Origin of the sequence: Nocardia sp. CA-120079, from assembly GCF_050955745.1 — a bacterium.
Taxonomy (GTDB): Bacteria; Actinomycetota; Actinomycetes; order Mycobacteriales; family Mycobacteriaceae; genus Nocardia.
This window is the reverse complement of the sequence record NZ_CP192088.1, coordinates 2,696,319-2,714,500: the sequence shown is the minus strand read 5'-3', so window position 1 is coordinate 2,714,500 and position 18,182 is coordinate 2,696,319. Positions and strand designations below refer to the sequence as shown.

At 65.6% G+C, this 18,182-nt stretch carries 13 protein-coding genes and 1 pseudogene; 8 read left to right on the top strand and 6 right to left on the bottom strand.

Annotated features, from left to right (window positions below; translation table 11 throughout):
* Window positions 1-5: 5 nt before the first annotated feature.
* The gene (locus ACQPYR_RS12440; protein WP_433631353.1) at window positions 6-962 is read right to left on the bottom strand and encodes a C40 family peptidase; all 957 of its coding nucleotides are present in this window, start codon (window positions 960-962) and stop codon (window positions 6-8) included.
* 478 nt (window positions 963-1,440) lie between these two features.
* Here ACQPYR_RS12440 and ACQPYR_RS12435 point away from each other — a divergent pair, with 478 nt between their 5' ends.
* Complete coding sequence (locus tag ACQPYR_RS12435; protein WP_433631350.1) at window positions 1,441-2,514, top strand: hypothetical protein; 1,074 nt, start codon at window positions 1,441-1,443, stop codon at window positions 2,512-2,514.
* Between the two features lie 230 nt (window positions 2,515-2,744).
* Here the strand turns inward: ACQPYR_RS12435 and ACQPYR_RS12430 are convergent.
* The 4 genes and pseudogenes from ACQPYR_RS12430 to ACQPYR_RS12415 all read right to left on the bottom strand — a co-directional run.
* Window positions 2,745-2,901, bottom strand: a pseudogene (locus ACQPYR_RS12430) (hypothetical protein); the annotation flags it as partial.
* Window positions 2,902-3,179: 278 nt separating this feature from the next.
* Window positions 3,180-5,300 (bottom strand): hypothetical protein, encoded by a 2,121-nt coding sequence (locus ACQPYR_RS12425; protein WP_433631347.1) that lies wholly within the window; start codon window positions 5,298-5,300, stop codon window positions 3,180-3,182.
* Window positions 5,300-7,249, bottom strand: coding sequence for a type VII secretion target (locus ACQPYR_RS12420; protein ID WP_433631344.1), 1,950 nt, complete (start codon window positions 7,247-7,249; stop codon window positions 5,300-5,302). The genes ACQPYR_RS12425 and ACQPYR_RS12420 overlap by 1 nt, the downstream gene beginning before the upstream one ends.
* 34 nt (window positions 7,250-7,283) lie before the next feature.
* Window positions 7,284-7,700 carry a hypothetical protein gene (locus ACQPYR_RS12415; RefSeq protein ID WP_433631341.1) on the bottom strand — a complete coding sequence of 139 codons (417 nt, stop codon included), beginning with the start codon at window positions 7,698-7,700 and terminating at the stop codon, window positions 7,284-7,286.
* A gap of 72 nt (window positions 7,701-7,772) precedes the next feature.
* On the opposite strand from ACQPYR_RS12415, the gene ACQPYR_RS12410 reads away from it, so the two are divergent.
* Both ACQPYR_RS12410 and ACQPYR_RS12405 read left to right on the top strand, forming a co-directional pair.
* Complete coding sequence (locus ACQPYR_RS12410; RefSeq protein WP_433631338.1) at window positions 7,773-9,035, top strand: FAD-binding protein; 1,263 nt, start codon at window positions 7,773-7,775, stop codon at window positions 9,033-9,035.
* A 181-nt stretch (window positions 9,036-9,216) separates the two neighbouring features.
* Entirely contained in the window at window positions 9,217-10,143 is a 927-nt protein-coding gene (locus ACQPYR_RS12405; RefSeq protein WP_433631335.1) for a hypothetical protein, read from the top strand.
* 68 nt (window positions 10,144-10,211) lie between these two features.
* Here ACQPYR_RS12405 and ACQPYR_RS12400 read toward each other — a convergent pair whose 3' ends face one another.
* Window positions 10,212-12,122, bottom strand: coding sequence for a type VII secretion target (locus ACQPYR_RS12400; RefSeq protein WP_433631333.1), 1,911 nt, complete (start codon window positions 12,120-12,122; stop codon window positions 10,212-10,214).
* Between the two features lie 152 nt (window positions 12,123-12,274).
* Here ACQPYR_RS12400 and ACQPYR_RS12395 point away from each other — a divergent pair, with 152 nt between their 5' ends.
* The 5 genes from ACQPYR_RS12395 (at window position 12,275) to ACQPYR_RS12375 (ending at window position 18,174) form a co-directional block, all read left to right on the top strand.
* Window positions 12,275-12,727, top strand: coding sequence for a YbaB/EbfC family nucleoid-associated protein (locus ACQPYR_RS12395; RefSeq protein ID WP_433631330.1), 453 nt, complete (start codon window positions 12,275-12,277; stop codon window positions 12,725-12,727).
* A gap of 69 nt (window positions 12,728-12,796) precedes the next feature.
* Complete coding sequence (locus ACQPYR_RS12390) at window positions 12,797-14,479, top strand: hypothetical protein (RefSeq protein ID WP_433631327.1); 1,683 nt, start codon at window positions 12,797-12,799, stop codon at window positions 14,477-14,479.
* Window positions 14,476-14,757, top strand: coding sequence for a hypothetical protein (locus tag ACQPYR_RS12385; RefSeq protein ID WP_433631325.1), 282 nt, complete (start codon window positions 14,476-14,478; stop codon window positions 14,755-14,757). Before ACQPYR_RS12390 ends, ACQPYR_RS12385 begins: the two co-directional genes overlap by 4 nt.
* A complete protein-coding gene (locus ACQPYR_RS12380) occupies window positions 14,754-17,768 on the top strand; it encodes a T3SS effector HopA1 family protein (RefSeq protein ID WP_433631323.1) in 3,015 nt (1,004 codons plus the stop codon). The genes ACQPYR_RS12385 and ACQPYR_RS12380 overlap by 4 nt, the downstream gene beginning before the upstream one ends.
* Window positions 17,749-18,174, top strand: coding sequence for a hypothetical protein (locus tag ACQPYR_RS12375; protein WP_433631320.1), 426 nt, complete (start codon window positions 17,749-17,751; stop codon window positions 18,172-18,174). Before ACQPYR_RS12380 ends, ACQPYR_RS12375 begins: the two co-directional genes overlap by 20 nt.
* The last annotated feature ends 8 nt before the right edge of the window (window positions 18,175-18,182 follow it).

Sequence of the window (18,182 nt, the reverse complement as noted above, 5' to 3'; positions counted from 1 at the left end):
CGCCACTACAGCACCCGCACCACAACGGCGTCGCCGGACATGCGCGACCACTTCACGGTCGAACCGGAATACGGCGCCTCGATGACCATGCCGTTGCCCGCGGCCAACTGGACATGCTCCGGCCCCCGCGCGCTGAACGAGCTCGCGGGAAATACCAGGTCGCCAGGGCGCACATCCGCCGGGGAGACTCGCACCCCGCTGTAGATCTGCTCGTAGGTCGTGCGCGGCAGCACCACATGGCCGTCGGAGGCCTGCGCGATCGCGTACTGGGTCAGACCGGAACAGTCGAAACCGCCGCCGCTCGGTCCACCTGCGCCACCGCCGCCCCAGATGTAGGGGGTGCCGAGCCATTCGCTGGCAGCGCCGACTGCTTTGCTACCCGCGGTACCGTCCGATGGCACCCGAGGTCGGCCGCGCCGGCCATTCGACAGCACCGCGGATCGGGAACGAGCCCGCCGACGCCGACGCGGTGTCGAACCGGCGGCCTTGCGCCGGGACAATTCGGGCATGCCGGGCGGCATGATCTGCGCTGCCCGCTGACGCGCCGCCGCGACGTCGGTGTCGACCTGTTTGGCCGCTTTGGCGATAGTCGAATGTGCCGCCTCGAGCAGGGCGGGGCCGCTGAACCGGGTATCGCCGACCGATGCGATCGCCTGGATGCGCGATTGCAGGTCGGCGATCTGATTGGTCAGCCGATTCCGGCTGACGACTGTGCCGTCCCCGGTCTCGCCGACGGTCTTGTGCACGACACCGTCTTTGCCCGCATGCGATTCCGCGATCGTCGACTGGATGCCGCGCGCATCGGTGTAGTTCACGACGCCCGATCCGCTGTGCGCGCTCATGTCGTTGCTGACAGCTCGAACAGTGCTCGCGGTGGCGGCCGGATCAGGTTGACCGTTGCCGTACAGCCCGAGCAGCTGCCGCAAGACCTCGTTGAGGTCGCCTGTCAGTGCCGGCGACATTCGACCGACTCGCTCTCGCTCATCACCGACCGCCTCTCCGGACCTGCTCGCCAAAATGTTTCGCCGGTTGGCACCGGGTCGCCCCGAATCTCGGGGGCTGACAACGACTATGAGGCAATTGCGCGAATGATTCATCTTCCCAGCGGCGGGAAGCCACGACAATGGGAAAGAACTTCTGGGAGGCGGTGGCGACAATATGGCGGCAGAACTGGCGGGTACCGCGGCCGACACCTGGCAAACGCTGTTCGGCTCCCCTACCGCCGGCAATTCCGCCGGGCCCGGTGCTCCTTTCGGTTCGTCGCCTGGTGCTCCATCCGGGCAACCGCCCGGTGCTCCGGGGAGTCAACCACCCGCTGACGGGTCCGCCCAGCCGACCGGCGCTCCGCCCGGTCCGCCACCCCGAGATCCATCCGGCCAGCCGCCTGCCGACGGTTCGGGCCAGCCTCCGGGTGCGCCCGGGTCCGCCCCTGTCACCGCCATGTTCGGCGCACCGCCTGGCGCAACCGATACGACCACCGCTGCAACCACCACCGCAGCCAAGGCCAAGACCGGCCATTACTGGACGGTGAAACTGACACCGCCCGCCGGCGCGTCCGCGGGATTGAAGGCGTTCATCGCCATGGCCGAAGAGGCCATCCAGACCGCCGTCGACCTGCTGGGCCGGGGTACCCCCGAGCTGCCGCCCAAGGTCGACGATCTGCTGCGGCCGGTGATCTACGAGAGCATCGGCGACAGCCTGATGAAAGAGCAATACCAGCAAACTCTCGCGAAGGTCCAGTCTCGGCAGACCGCACTGCTGACCTACGACACCAAGGTCATGAAGACCTCCATTGTGGTCGCCGCGGGCAGTGATGAGACGCTGCGGGCGATCAAAGAGATCGTGGCCGAACTGCAGGCGAAAATGAAGGCCGTCGGCAGCGGGAAGCTCAAACCCGCTCAAGAGGTGGCTCTGATGAAACTGGTCGCCGAGGCGATCGACCTCGTTTACGACAAGGTCGAGGCGGTCTACCAGCTCAACAACGATATGGCCGGTGACGGCAATTCGGACTCCGACAGCAGCGGGTCCGGCAGCAGCGGCCAGTCCGGATCCAGCGGTTCCAGCGGTGGTGGCGGCGACGGCGGACTCGGGCAATTGGTATCGATGCTCGGAATGCTGCCCATGATGGCAATGCCATTGGTGTCGCAGTTGCCGCAATTGCTGAAGCAGCAGGACAAGGACAAAGACAAGGACAAAGACGTTGCCGAGGACGGCGCGCAGCCCGGCGGAGGCCAGCCGCAGGCGGCGGCACCCGGCGCGGCGCCCGGCAGTCCCGCCCCCGCGGCGGCACCCGCAGGCCAACCCGCGGCGGCGGCGCCGGCTGCGACAGCCGGCGCGAGTGCGCCTGGATCGGCCACGCCGGTGGCGAATATGTCTCCGGTGTCGGCTCGCGCCAATGTCCGACGCGCGGTGAATCGCAACGGATCGACTCCGACCGATAGCGACACCGACGAAACACACGACGAAGATCCCGATGACGAGGTCACGGTGGATTCGCCGGTGGTGCAGGCATAATCGCTGCTTCCCTCGACGCGACTCGGCAGATGATTTCGTCTGCTGAGTCGTCGCTATGGCCGAATTAGTCTGGCCCGAACCGGATTCCGTCTGCATGGGCGTACGGGCGGTACCGTGACGACGGCGAAACCTATCTGCGCCCCGTCAACTTACGTCCTGGGCCACCGGGCGGACCCTGGATTTCAGCGAACGGCTATGCCGTATCAGATCGTCGGCGCGCGCCAGCGGGGGTCCGGCTTGGCCGGTCCGTGTCCAGCCAGTACGCGGCTGCGGAACGGTTCGGGCCAGCCGCCCGCCGGATTGCCGAGTTCGCCTCGCAGGAAACCGATTACCGAATCCCGGAATGTCGTAGCAGCCCGGATCAGCAGCATAGTTTTCGATATCGACAGCCCGGATTCCGAAGGACGAGTAACCGCTGACTGGGCTTCCGGCGGGCCGTGCCGTTGCGACAACGAGCGCACGGCACTGGCCGACTCACATACCGAACCACCGCGGCCCCCTGGGCTTCAGAGGACCGCGGTACGCCATCAGATCGTCAGCGCAGCAACAGCAGGCGAGGCTTTCGGCCACAAGCCGACGCCGCTGCCACAACGAGCGCACAACAGCGGCCGACTCACACACCGAACCACCACGGCCCCCGGACCTCAGAGGACCGCGGCACGCCATCAGATCGTCGGCGCGGTCACCGCGGGTGGTGCGGTCGGGGCAGCCGGCGCGGCGGTGACCCCGGGCGCGCTCGGCGTCGGCGCCTGCTCCGGCTGCTGCGCGGAGTTGTCCAAATCGGCGCCACTCGGGTGGAAGAACCCCTGGAAATCGCCGTAGCCGCCGGTACCGCCGTCGGGTGGGTTGTTCGGGTCGAGCGGCACTAGCTGGCCGTTGATGATGACCTCCAGTCCCGAAGGCTCAACCACCACAATCGCACTCCGATTCGCCCACTGCACCACGTCACCGGTCTGCAGATGTGCACTGTCGACCGAGACCCACGGACTGCCCGCGGAAGGCTGTCCGGTCGTGCCCGAGTAAGCCGACCTGGCATCGCTGCCGTTCGGATTGTTGAGTTCCTTGTTCACGGCCTGCGCGACCGCCGAGGACACCTTCTGTGTCGTACCGTCGGGCAGCTTCATATCGACCATCGACCGCCCACCGGCGCCCACCGGCGGTGGTGTCGCACTGGCGTCGGCTTGCACCACATTGGTCGGCTGATCCGTCGCGACCGCCGGCTGCGCCTGCGCCTGCGTCGCGGCCTGCTGCTCTTCCTCCCTGCGCCGCCGACGCCGCTCCTCGCGCTCTTCTTCCTCGCGCTGTTTCCGGTCGTCCTGACCGTTGTTCCCCATCATCTGCTGCATCATCTGCGACATCATCAACGGCATCATCATCGAGCTCATATCCATACCGGACCCCGAGGAACCGCCGCTGCTGCCCGAGTTGTACCCGGCCTGGGTCGCCTGGTTTCCGCTGGTGGTTCCGTTCGCACTGTTCTCGAGCGCACTGATCGCCGAATTGATCGCGGCCATGATGCCGCTGTTCGAGCCGTCGGTGCTCGTGCTGCCGTCGGTACTGGTCGTGCCGTCGGCGTTGGTCGTAGTCGAACCGTCGCCGAGCAGATCATCGAAGGTGCCGCTGTAGTCGTCGTTGGTGGGGGTCGTCGCTGTAGTCGTCGGGGCGGTTGTTGTGGTCGTCGGGGCCGTAGTTGTAGTCGTATTCTTCTTGGTCGTGTCGGCCGGCGGGTCGTCGTCGCCGTCGACCTTCGTGGCCTGCGTCTGGTATTTCTTGATCGCGGCCGCATACGTCTTATCCCAAGTCGCAGCAGTATCGTCGATAGCCTTTACGTAATATTTCTGTTCTACTTCGGGCGTCAAGTAGAACTTGCCATCCTTACCCTTCTCGGCGACGGTCATGCTGACATCATTATCAGGGTTCCGGGACAAGGAAGAATAGTTGATCTTGTCGCCATCACGATAGGCGTTCTTCTCGTCCGTAAAATCGACTTTCAGCTTGGTGTTGAGGTCGTCCACGAGCCCCGTAAGCTGCTTGAAAAGGTCGGAGCCCGTTATTTTGGAGTCGTATGTGGCGTTCGAGACGTCTTTGTGATCCTTCTTGAACGTTTCCCACCGCGCGCTCAGCTTGTCCTTCAGGGTGTCGGCCGCATCTCTGATGCCCGACCAACCGCTGGCGGATTTGACCTGTTCACTGCCGAGAGTATTGCTGAAGCTCGGATTGTCCTTCGGATTCCCGACACCGAGGGTGTCCAGGTCCCACTGCATGGTGGTCTCGGTGTCCACGATGAGCTGCTTCAGCTGCTCGCTGTGCCCCCGCGGCAAATACAGGTCGACCGTGTAGTTGCCCGCATGCTTGTCCTCGGACTTAACCTTATCGAAGCCGTAATCCTTATCGTACTCCGGCTTTTCGGCATCCGTCTTTGCCTTTGCGTCGTCCTTCGTTTTCTTTATATAATCGTCCGGTTTACCCGAGTCGAGCGCATTGATGAGGTCCGGATACTTCTTCTTGAGGTCATCATCGCCGTTACCAGCTGCTGCAAGCTGTTTTCCCAGAGGGTCGGCCGTATTGTCCCAGGTATCTTCCGATGTGTGACCGACGAGTTGATCGAAGGCCTTCTTGAATTCTTCGGGATTCGATCTGGCCAGCTTATCCAGGCTCTCCAGGGAGTTTTTAGCTTGGTCGCCCTGGAAACCGACGTCGTCTTGCCAGCCCAAGGGCCCAGTGGCCCAGCCATCGGCATCGTAGTTCTTTTTTATCTGATTGACGACATCATCTGCGTCACTCATCAGACTCTCCTCTGGTCGCTGGATCCCTCGGAACCCGCCGGACCTTTCAGCGACTCGGCGATGGCCGGGGGAGGACCGCCGAGGCGGCTGGAACCGACGCTGACGCCATGGACACCATGGGCAAACTCGACGTCCGGGATCGCGGTACCCACACCCGCCGTCTCCACGGCCGCTACCCGCGCTGCTTCAGGCAACAGTGGGTGCTCAGCTATCTGGCCGTACGTGTAGAGCACATCGCGTAGAGTCTGCCGGTCGGGTTCCCCGGCAGCGAGCAAGAGCAGCAGTTCGTCGGCACGACGTTCGAAAACCATGCCGCGCAAGGCTTCCGTGGATACACCCGGGCGAACTCCGCCGACCGGAACGGATGACACGTCCACGCGCCGCGACCACAGCGCCGACGCTGTCATGTCATCGGCGGCGCGCATCTGGTCCCACCAACTCACCGGGACAGGCTGACCAGCTTGCAGCGCATCCAGGATCTGCCGACGCCTGGCGCGGCGGATTACGGTCTCCCCATCGACACCGGAGGCCGCGGCGCGGACCCGCGCATCCGCGGCCCGTGCCAACTCGAGGCATTTGGCCCGAATTTCCGCTTCGGGCACCGTGACCGCTTGGTGCAGCGACGCGGCCGAACCGGCCAACGCGAGCCGGTCGACCAGGCCGGGACCGGGGGCGGTGAAGTCGAGGGCGGACTCAGCGGGAGCGACCCATTCCTCGACAGCGGTATCGTGGCGCATCGCCGCGCGCACGCCATCGGGGATTGCCGCAGACGACACCAAGGCGCTGATCCAGACATCTTTGCGGCGGGCCACCAAGTAGCCGAACTCGGCGAGCATTCGGGCCGGGTCTGCGGTTCCTTCCAACGCCGCGATCGCCTCCAGCTCCGCAGTACGGGCGAACCACCGCCACGGGAGGGTGACCTCCAACGGGAGGAATAGTCCGGAAGGCAGCCAGCCAGGTCCCTCGGTGGAGGTCAGCAAAACGATGGGTCCGTCAACGGCTCGCCCTACCGCCACCGCCCATTCTGTACCGCGCGCCGAATCACGTACGGCGGCGAGCGTCGCGGCGAGCAGGGTGCGGGCAAGCACCAGGTCGTCTTCAACCCGCTCGCCTACCACGAACGACGGTAGCGCGCGTCTGTCCTGCGGCGGGTGGACCGCTGCCGCGAACGGACCCACCGGCAGTGATGAGGGTCCCCCGACAGCCGCGCCGGCCCCAACGGGCGCGACCGGAGCGGGGTACGCATCCGTCGCCAGTGGTGCAGACATTCCTCCGACCATGCTCGAGCCACCGGCCGTGGCCGTGGCCGTGGCGCCGCTCGAGTCACCGACTGTGGCGGCCGGCAGATCGGCGGCACCGTAGTCCGGTACGCCGACCGAGGTCGGCGAGGTTCCGATCGGCGCGGTGACCCCGGTGGGCGGAAGGCCGTCGGTCTGTGGTGCCGATGCGGCGGGCGAGAAGGGTGCCTGATCGGAGCGAGGCGTCCCGTCGGACAGACCTGGGCTGTCGGGTGTTGCTCTCGATGGCTGAGCGGGATGCGGGCCGTTTACCACGGGCGTGTCCGGCCCGGTGTGCACCGGTGCCACGGGATCCATGTGCGCGCCAGGCGGCGGACCACCAGGAGAGGCTGCGTGGCCGTTGCCACCCGACTGGTCGATATGGTGCGCGCCGGCCTGATCATTCTCTTCGAGTGCTCTTGCCGCGGCGAGCAATTGGTCTCGCACCTGCTCATGGTGGGCGGCAGCGCGTTCGGCCTTGTCGTGACGCCTGTTGTAGTAGTCCACCAGAGCCGCCCGCATCGGGTCGGCAATCTTGCCGTATGTGGTGCTGAATTCATCGAGCCAAGCTTGCGGGATTTCACCCGCCTTCCGGACGTCTATCGCAGCCAATCTGTTCTGCTCGGCGATTCTGCGCAGCTCCTCGGGCTCGACAACCAGGTAATCGGGCATGCTCGGTTGATTCCTCCCGCCATTCAGCTCAGATTCATTGTTCCGGCTTCCCAAAATTGGGGGGCGACTGATCCGACCCGGTGGCCTGCCATTCCCGCATGATCTTCGACAGCGGCCGCGGCAGATTATCGGGGTCGTTCATGACGATCTGATACTGACGCCGCACGTCCGTGGAGCTTTCGGCGATGGCAGCCATGATTTCGGCGACCAGTTCCTGATTGCCGAATCGGGCGCAAGTTCCCGGCGCCAGATACAGGTCCCGCAGCCGTCCCCGCACGTCGACCTCGGGAATGACCAAACCGCTCGGGGACGGGCGGCGCGCCACGATCGCATCGGCACGTTCACGCATGTCGGCGATGCGGTTCCGCAGCTCCCGCCGCAGGCTGATTCCGGCGCGCACGTCGGGGTGGAGTTCTCTCATAGATCTTCCAGGATGCGCCACGACGGCCACGCTGCCTTCCCAACATTGGGAAGGAACGATACTCGGATCTCGAGCCGGTTTTCCGAAGACGAGACCGAGACCATGAGTTTGCGCGAGGTCCCCATCGACGAGTTCGCCACCGACTTCGGCGGTCTACGACACGCCGTCCCCCAGGCCGTGCACCGAATGCCCTCCGCGTTTCCCTCCGCACTGCTCGGCTCCGGTCGCCCGATGACGCTGCGCGGTGCGGGTCATTCCTGTGATGGACAGACCGTCACCGACGGTGAACTGCTCGTCACCTACGCGCCGGATACGGCGGTCGCGCAAATACGCGAGCTCGGCGACGGCCTGATCGAGGTGCCTGCCGGGATCAGCTGGTACGGCCTGGAGCGATATCTGAACCGCCAGGGCAGATCCGTCCCCGTGCTCACCGACTACCTGCATGCATCGGTGGGTGGCACCCTGTCGGTCGGCGGCATCGGGATCAATTCGGTGCGGTGTGGCATGCAGGTCGACCATGTGGAGCGGATCCAGCTGATCGACGGAACGGGAGCCAGCCGCTGGTGCTCGCGTACCCACCATTCGGAGCTGTTCCGGTTCGCACTCGGCGGGCTCGGCACAGTAGGACTGATCGAACGGGCGGTGCTTCGCACCGTGCCGTACTCCCGCGACACACACGTGCACCGTCGATACCACGCCACATCAACCGAACTCGTCGAGCACACCGAACGGATCGCACAGCGCGACGATGTGGACATCTACTGCGCGTCCATGCGCCGCGGCAAGCTGTTCTCCACCACAGGCTGGCGCGGCAGCGGTCCGCTGCCATGCGGCGACGAGAACTGCGCGATTGTGCCCGATCTGCCGTTCGAGAACCACCCCGACACCGCACGGCCGGTTGCCCCGTCCGCTGATCAGGTGCGTCTTTGGACCGATTACGTCGTGCCTGCCGGGCAGCTCGCGCCGATGCTCGCGGCCGTCGAGGCGCTACGGCACCGCGCTCCGGTTAACGGTGTTCTCACGATGTTGTACATCCTGATCGTGCGCCGCCCGCCCGACACAACATCGTTCGCATTCACCCCGGTCGACAGCGCCCCCGTCTCGATCGGACTTGGCGTGTATACCTCGGTCCGCCGCGATCCGACCGCCACAGCCGCCACCCGGCGCGTATTTCGCGACCTATTGGAACGCTGTTGCGAGCTGGGGGGGCGTCCATATCTGTACGGCGTCCACAACCTGGACCGCGCGCTGGCCGAGCGACTCTACGGAGACGACCTGGATCGGCTTGCGCAGCTGCGCGACGCGCACCGATTGGAAAACGTCAACGCGCACCTTCCACTCGTGCGGGCCGCTCTTCCTACCTGATCTCTGGCCACGTCGGGGACACGACTGGGCCGACGCACGTCACATTTGCGAAGGATGGGATCGGGACGAGTGGATGTCGACCGGAATAGGAGAGATTGTCGGTATGGGAGCTGCCGGAGAATTCCTGGTCGACCTCGCTGAGCGGTTGACGCTGCGTTGTGACCCAGCGACCATCCGCGCCGTGATGGAACTCGCCTGCGGCGGACAGCTGGATGCGCGGCGGCCGGATGGACGCCGAGCCAGCCTCCTGACCAAGTCCGGTATTCCGTTCGAAGTCAGTGTGACCGGTGGCCGCGGCAAGCTCACGCCTGTCCTGCGCTATACCACCGAGGCCGCGACGCAGAACATGGAGATCGGCACTCGCGCCGACGCTCAACTCGCCGCGATCGGGGATCTTGTCAGATGGTTGCCGAAGGGAGATGAGACGGTCGTCGACTTGTTTCGGTCATTCGTCGCGACGTTGTATCCCGATCCAACCAAAGTTTCGACGGGCAGCGCCGCGTGGATCGGAATTGCGCATGACACGGCGGCGCCGCATCATGCGGCCCGTCTCAAGATGTATTGCGGCTTGAACGTGCCTGGGGCAGTGCGCCAATTGTGCAGTACATGGCCGGACTTCGTAGGATTCGCATCCGCACCCGTCGAGGAGAAGCTCTTCAAGCCTACTTTTGCCACGATCGAGGTAGACGCGCACGGTGAAGTGATCCACAAGCTCTACCTGAAGGCCCGGTACGACGATGTCGCCGTGCCGATGAAGATGGTCCGCTACTTCGGCGATCCGGCTTGGGAAGTGTTATCCGAGCTGGTTCGGTGTGGCGCCGACGCGGCCGAGCTGCACCGATATGACTTCTTCATCTCGTGTGCACGCGGTTCCGGCGCCCCCGTCTTCGGACTCGACGTAGGTGCGCGAGAACACGACATGACCGGGCTTGCACGTGAACTCGCATCCCGACACCACGGCACCCCCCATGCCGTCGATGCCCTCGCCCAGGCAGCGGAGTCGTGCGGGGCGACACTGCGTTACTCATTCGTCGGAATGGGCTTCTCCGCTGATCAAGGCATCGAAAAACTCAAGGTCTATGGCGCGCCCACCTGGAATACCGATTAGTACTCGGTCGGCTAGGGCAAGACTGCGCCGTACAACTCCGGCGCGCAGCCAATCACCGTCTTGCCATATCACTGCCGATCCGGTGCCACGACAGCCGGCGGCGAGCTCGGCGTGACCACGGCGCCGGCCGGCGGTCCGGCCGTGACCGGAGCGCTGACCGCGGGCGCACTGACGGCAGGCGCACCGACCGCACCCGCCGGACGGGAGACCCGCTCGTCCTCGCCGACCGAGACCGCCGCCGGGACCTCCACGAACTGCGGATGTTCCACGATCTGCTCGTGTGCGTAGATCGCATCGCGCAGGTTCTGCCGCTCCGCCTCTTCGGCCAGCAGCAACACCAACTCGTTGCAGCGACGCTCGAAGATCATGTCGCGCAGAGCGGAAGATTCGGTGTCGATCCGCAAGTCGCCGAGTCCGACCCGCCCCACATCGACGCGACGCGACAGCATCGACGCCGCAAGCAGATCGTCGGCATCGCGCAGTTCGTCCCACAGCTGCCGGGACACGTTCTGCCCGGCCTGCACGGCCGAGAGGATCCGCTCGCGCAGTTGCCGCGCCCCGGCGGCATCCGCGCTGGCAACCACCGACCGCCCGACCCGGGTGTGCGCATCCGTCGCCAATTGGACACAGCGCTCGCGCACCTGCTGATCCGAAACGCTCGCAACGGATTGCAGCGCGGTCGGGGAACCGACCAGACCGAGCCGGTCCGCCGTATCCGGGGTGAATTCGCGCAAGTCGACGTCGTATGTCGGGCCTACGAGTCCTTCCATCGCCACTTCGCTCAACTGGGATCGCAGACCGGGATCGATCGGGCCGGAGGAGACCAGCGCGGACAGGCTCGCGTTCGCCTTGGGCCCCCAGGCGAGGCCGAACTCGACCAGCACTCGGGCCGGATCCGACACACTTTCCCAGGACGCGCTGCCACTGTCGGGACCGAGCACTTCATCCCACAGCCAAGGCGTCGAGACTTCGCGTGGCAGGAAGAGCTTGGCAGGCAGCCAGCCGCGGCCCTCGTTCGAGGTGATGAAGACCCCGGCACCGGCCGGACCGCGCATCACCGCGACGGCCCAGGCCATGCCGACCGGCGAGTCGACGGCCGCGAGCACACTGCTGAGCAGGGTCCTGGCCAGGACCAGATCGTCGTTCACCGCATTGCCGACCACATAGGCCGGTTCGGCTTCCTTATCCTTCGCGGCGGCGACGGCGGATCCGAACGGTGTGCTGACCGGTACCGGGATGGGGATGCCGTTCGCGGCCGCGGTCGGCCCGGCCGGAGGCTGGCCCGAACCGCGATCGTCCGCCGAACCGGCATACACCGGCGCCGCGCCCGGCCCGGACCCGATCGGCCCGGGCGGTCCCGGCGGCGGTGTGGTTCCGGCTGTCACACCGGACGTTCCCGGACTCGTCTGGTCCGGATGTGAAACCGCGCCGGGCGTACCGGAGGTGCCGCCAGGACCGCCGCCGGGGCCGCCACTCGCCGGTGTCGAACCGTTCGTTGCCGCGGGCGCCATCGGGGTATCGGTCGACGTGGGCCCCCCGCCTGGTCCGCCTCCCGGTCCACCTCCCGGGCCGCCGGGCCCACCACCAGGGCCGCCGGGCGGCGGGGTGTACTGGGTATTCGGATCCACGCCGTTCGTCGTCGGACCGCTGTGCGGCCCCCCGAAGTCGTTTCCGATATTTCGAAGGTTCGACGCTATGTCGTTGTCGACGTTTTCATAGGAATCCGCCGAGTCCCGAAGCGATTTCGCGGTGTTGAAGTGCTCCTGCGCGAGCGCCTTACCGGCTCGCTCGCGGGCACCGTAGTACTTCACCAGCGCCTGCCGAACGGGATCGGCGATGGTGCCATAGGTGGACTCGAAGCTGTCCAGCCATGCCTGCGGCGGCTCCGACCAGGCAAGAGTATCGCGCCCGACCTGCTCATGCTGAAGCGCCAGCTGCCGCAGGACATCCGGGTCGATATTCATGCTGTTGTCCGGCATTGCTCGATCAGATCCTTTCCCGCCGCCGATCTCCATTGTCGATCCTTCCCACTGGTGGGGAATCCCCACCTGCCGGGAAGTCGGCCGATAATCGGCGCACCGTGACGCTGACGAATCCGCCGGACGGGCGCCGGACCGCGACGAGAACAGCGATGAACCAGTGGGAGACGGCAATGGATCAGTGGGAGCTCGAAGGCCTGCGGTCGGCGAACAACGGTATGCGCAATCAGGTCGACTACATCATGGACGTCTACGAGAAACAGCAGGTTCAGATCGCCGAGATCCAGCAACAAGTGGACGCACTGCGCGCACAGGCCAGTTCATCCGATCAGCTGGTCGAGGTGACCGTGGATGGCGCGGGGGTAGTCACCGACGTTCGATTGACCGCGCAGGCGATGCGCGCGAAGCCCGAAAATGTCGGGCGGGCGATTGTCGAGGCCGCGCAGGCTGCGGCACGGTCGGCGCGCTCGCAACACGACGCGCTTATCGCACCGATCGTCGATACCGCCGAGCTCATGCCGGACCTGCCCGATCTGGTACCGGGGGCGCCGAGCTGGCGCGACGCCCGCGAATCCGCCGAGAACGACGGTTCGCGCACCGACTGAGCATTCCCACTCTTGGGAAGATTGCGTAGAGCGCGTGAGAATTGACTGCAGCAGGCGTGAGGAGTCCCGGTGGCGCAGTCGTTGGAAGTCGATGAGGAACGACTTCGTGCACTGGTGCCGGAATTCGAGGATATCGGCGCGGACGCGCAGCGCGTGCTCGATCAGTTGAAGGCCGCACTCGAAGGCGAACCCTGGGGCAAGGATGCGCCCGGGCAGGCGTTCGCCGAGACCTATGTGCCGGATAGGGACAAAGGAATCGCAAGCCTGGCGAAGACGGTCGCGAGCCTGCGCGAAGAGGGCAAGATCGTCAGCGACCTCGTCGAAAGCTTCGACCGCCAGGATCGCGAATCCGCGCGATCGATCAGCGACACCGGGGAACAGTCGCGACCCAGCAGCCAGAATGTCGGCTCGACCACACCGACCGATCCGTACCCGCAGGATCAGCAGACTCCGATCGCAACGAACACCACGCCCGACGCCACGCGATCGTCTTCGGCATCGCAACCCAACCCGGCCGATTCCTCCGCGCCGACTTCGACGACGACACCGGATACCTCGAGCAGCGCATCGCCCACTCCTGCGGCCACCGCACCGACCATCCCGGGCGGCATGAACGGGAACGGCATGCCCGGGCAGGGCAGCCCGTTCGGTGACAGCGCGGGCTCGCCGGATACCCGCGACACATCCGACTCGCGACCGGAATCGACCGCCACAACGGGCAATTCGGCGCAGCCGACGGCTGTCCAACCAACCGCCGACGCCGCGGCCGCCGACCGCAAGCAAGCGAATACACCGTGGTCGAGAGGTACGTCCGGTAGCGGTTCCACGCCAGATGGCAGCGCGCCGAAGGCTGCGGCCGCCGCACCTGCCCAGACGTCGGTACCGAGTAACAACGCGCCGCAGGTTTCGGCACCGTCGAGTACGCCGCCGCGGATGTCCGCACCGCACCTGCCGGACCAACAACAGCAATACGCCCGTCCGGCGCCGAAGGCGGCGGGCAAGGCCTTCGGCGCCGAGTCGAAATCCGGCGCGCGTCATCCGTGGGCGGCCGATGGTGTGGCCGCTGGTGAAAACGCGCTGCTGGCACGGACATTGGCCGATCGGCATGATCTCGAGCTCGTCGGGTTCGACGATCCGAGCGTCGACGGGTACACGATCCGGGAGGTCGCGGCGGCGCTCGACGATGTACTCACCCAGTACCCATATGTCGATCTGCGACAGATAGCGATCGCCGACTCGGCCGACGCCGCCACCCGCCTGGAATGGGATTGGGTCGCGGGGGCCGCCGGCCCCGAGCCGTTCACCCGTCGCATCGTGCTCGACACCGTAGTCGCCCGCAATCCCGGTGTGTTCGCCGAATATGTCCGCACCGCAACGCATTCCGGGAAACTCGCGCGCGGTTCGGACCGGCGGCCGGTGTATTCGACAATGGTCCGCGAACTCGGACACGCACTCGATGTCGCGGGTAGCTTCCGCGCCAGGCAGGCGGCTCAGGACGCGCTGATAGCCGAGTTCACGCGCACCCGGGGCACCGCACCGCGCGAGAAGACGGTCACCGAGTCGAATTCGGAATACGAGCAATGGCGCGCCCAGCTGAGCGGTTACGCCTTCCACAACGGCCGCTTCGACCCCGGGATGGCGGTGGCGGACGCGTTCACCGAGGTCCAGATAAACGGTTCCGAGGCAGCGCCGCCGGCAAAGGTGTTGCACCGCTTGCTGATCGAGACCGCACGGAAGCCGGCGACGCCGTGAGCTTCGGCGGTGGACACACCGCCGAAGCGCGGCACAGCACCTTCGAAACCGAACTGTCCGCGGCTGTCGGCGGTCGACCGCTGCGGATGCATGTGGGATTGGGACCGAACACCGACTCGGCACTGATCACCATTGCCTTTGCTCATCCGGACATCACCGACGACCTGATCGCGGCGGCACGTCGTGCATTCGTCACCGAGTCCGTTGTCGCCGACATCGCTTCCGAGGTTTCGAGAATGCCCGAGGAGCAGGCCGCCACACCTGGTGCGTCACTGTGACACTGACGCTGCCTGCGGCATTTCCCAAGTGGCTGGTCGAGGCCCTGGCGGGGTACTGGCCGGATTGCGATGAAGACGCGCTGCGCCGCGAAGGTGACGGCTGGAAGGCGACCGCTGACAGCTGCCGCCAGCTCGGCAAACGACACGATGCGGCGAGCAAAACGGAGAAGACCGCCCTCCACGGCTACAGCGCGGACACGAAGGCGACCAGGAATGTGCAGCTGGGCGACGATCTGCGCAATCAGGCCGAGTACTGCGACTCCATGGCCGAGCAGTGCTATCAGAAGGCCAACGACTGCGAATTCACCAAGCTACAGGTGATCGGAACCGGATTCGCGCTGCTGGCGCAGCTGGTGGTGGATGCGCTGATGTCCGCGCCGGGCGTTGTCAAGGCGGCCGAGGACCGGGCGGCGGCCGATGCGTCCTGGACCGCCAGCTCTCGCCGGTACTACGGCCGGGTCAAGAAGGTCGGACTGGACTGTGCCACCAAACGCAAGGGTTTACCGCTGGCCAAGGCCACCGCAATCGGGGCCACACTCGGTGCCGGTACCGCTGCCGCAGTCAATGCAGGTGCCCAGTTCTACCAGAAAGAGGTATTGCACCACCGCGACAAGATGGACTGGGACATGGTCGAAGACGCCGCGATCATCGGCGGCGTCGGCGGCGCCGCCGGAGCGCGATTCGCCTCGCGCTTCGCGCCAGGGATCAACAAATTCCTCGGCAAGGTCGCCGGGAAGTCGGAGTCCAATGTCGTCCGCTACGGCGCGCACGTCACGGCGGGGGTGCTGATCGGCGGAGTCGGCGGATTCATGGGCGCGATCGCCGGCGCGGGCGCGGGGATAGTTGTCACCGGGCACATCCCGAACGCCGACGAACTACGAACCGCCGTGATCCAAGGTTTCGTCGGCGGCTTCGTCGGTTCGGCGACCGTCTTCGCCCGGCCGTTGCCGCCACGGGCCGTGCCGACCCGCACCAACTCCACCAACCGGTCGACAACCCCACCAGCGACCACGTCCCCCACCAACACAGCACCGCACACGCCTCCGACGCCACTTCGGGATGGCGACGTCCCACGAGACGGCTACGTTCCCCCAACCACACCGCCCGCAACACCTCCGTCTACTCCTCGCGCGGTGCCCCGGGATGGCGATGTCCCACGGGACGGCTACGTCCCCCGGACCACCACACCGCCGGGCACCACCACACCACCGGGCCCCGCCACACCACCCGGCACCGTCACACCACCCGGCACCGTCACACCACCCGGCACCGTCACACCGCCGACAAACACCACGCCGCCAGGCGGATCCGGGCCGCACCCGCCCGGCACGACGGGACCACGTCCGGACGCCAACGCCCCCGGACCAGGTGATCCGGCCGGCGGCGAACCCGCCACTCCACGTCCTGACTCCGACGGAGATCTCCCGCCTCGAGAGCCCGGAACGCCGGAAGCGACGCCGCGCCCCGACCGCACGCAAGGTGAAAAGGAACCAGCCGAGCCACAGCCGACGGCACGACCAACCACCGAAGAGACCGCACCTCCAGCGGGCGACAAGCGGGTCTGGCCCCCGCATGCACCCAACGAAGAAGCAACTCCGCCACCAGAGCACACAGAGGGCGAACGAGGTCCCGCCGACCCAGCCCGCACAGTCCCGCGTAACGGAGAGACACCGCCGCCAGAACACCCCCAGAGCAAAGGAGACGCGGCCGAGCCACAACGACCTGCCTCACCGCGCACCGAAGAAACGGTGCCCCCTGAGCACGACCCACAGGTCGGGCCCCAGCGCGCACGTGAGGAAGAGACGACACCGCCACCCGACCACGCCCGAGGCGATGGGGATCCGCAGCGGACGGTGCCGCCGCTCGGCGAGGAAGCATCGCCCGCTGCGGGCGACCTGTGGCCAGCGGGGCATCCGGATGCGGACGTACTCGAATATGCCGTGCGGAAATTCCCCGAAGTATTCGACCAACCACGCACACTGGAGGAATTGCATCAGGTCCTGCGTTCGCAGATGTCGCTCGAGGATTTCCATCAGGCGGTAAGGCCCGATCTGTCGCCCGAGGAGTTCTCGCAGCTCATACGGCCGGACATGTCGTTCGAGGAATTGCATCAAGCCCTCCGGCCCGACATGCCGTTGACGGAATTCGTCTACAGCATGGACCCGGACATTTCTTTCGACGGACTCATGGCAGTGCGAGACCTCTCGTACCAGGTACGCGGACTCGAAGCGCCACCGTTGTCTCGCGAGAACCTCGAGCAGTTTCTCCAGCAGATCTGGCTGGATCAGGATTCCATCGGTGTTCGGAACGATGTCTTCGCCAAAATTCACGCCGATCCCGAGATCAGAACTATTTCCGATCCGTACGCCTATGTCCGCGAATTGGGAGATATTCTTCGCAACCGCGCGCCGGACAGCCAGCGGGCAGTGATACAGGATATGCGGGGATCTCACAAGATTCTCACCCCCGAGAATGCAGGCAGGCTAGATCCATGGGACATCGGATTTCTCTCCTACCACCGCATGGACGCTGGTCCCGTCGACGGTGGCTACCCCGTGTTCATAAATGCACGGGGCGATTCGGCCCCGGCTCTCATGCGCGGGATCGTGCACGAGATAATCGACCGTCCAGATCAATTCCCGGGCGTTTATGCGGCAGAAGTAGGCGGCCCAACACAGCTGGGTACAAACAGCATGGTTGTTTATGCCAAGGAGTTGGAGGACGTCAACAGGGTTGAGGACTGGCTGCATGAATACCAGCAACAGCACTACGACACTTTCGGTTGGCAGGTCCCCGCGATGACGAATCAGGTCGCGGAGGGTGTGGGCATAGGCGCCCAGCCGCACGACTACGGCACCTTCGGTGGAGTCCGAGCGGATGCGATCTTCGAGGCGTTGCAGTCGGTCCGCATGAGCGACGGCACGTATGAAGACTTTCGCGATGCGGTCCTCGCCGCTCTCCCGAGGCACGGGGTGGACACCAGCCGTCCACATGAAAACTACACGCCATAACCAGCGCTACCGCCACAGCGAGGACGATGATTTGACCGATCAACGGAGAAGCGGCGCCCGCGACAACGCCGACCGGTTATTGACCCAGCTCGCGGATCCGCAAATGACCATAGAAGATTCGGACCGATATCGCGGCCATGATGTCCGGACATCATGCGCTGTGCGTACCCGATGCGAGATGATGGCACTCGCTCATACCGTCGCCCGCCGGATCGCATCCGTCAACGGCGATCCTGCCGAAGTGAAAGGAGGCGTTATCGAGCTCACTTACAAGTGCGCCGCCGACGACGGAACCGCGCTGCTTGCGGCGGTGCTGCCGTGGTGGGCAATGGCCGCTTGCGATTGGAACCGAAATCGTTGTGACGATGCGCGGAAAGCGCTGAGGGCTAGCCGGTACTCGAGGTAGACAACAAC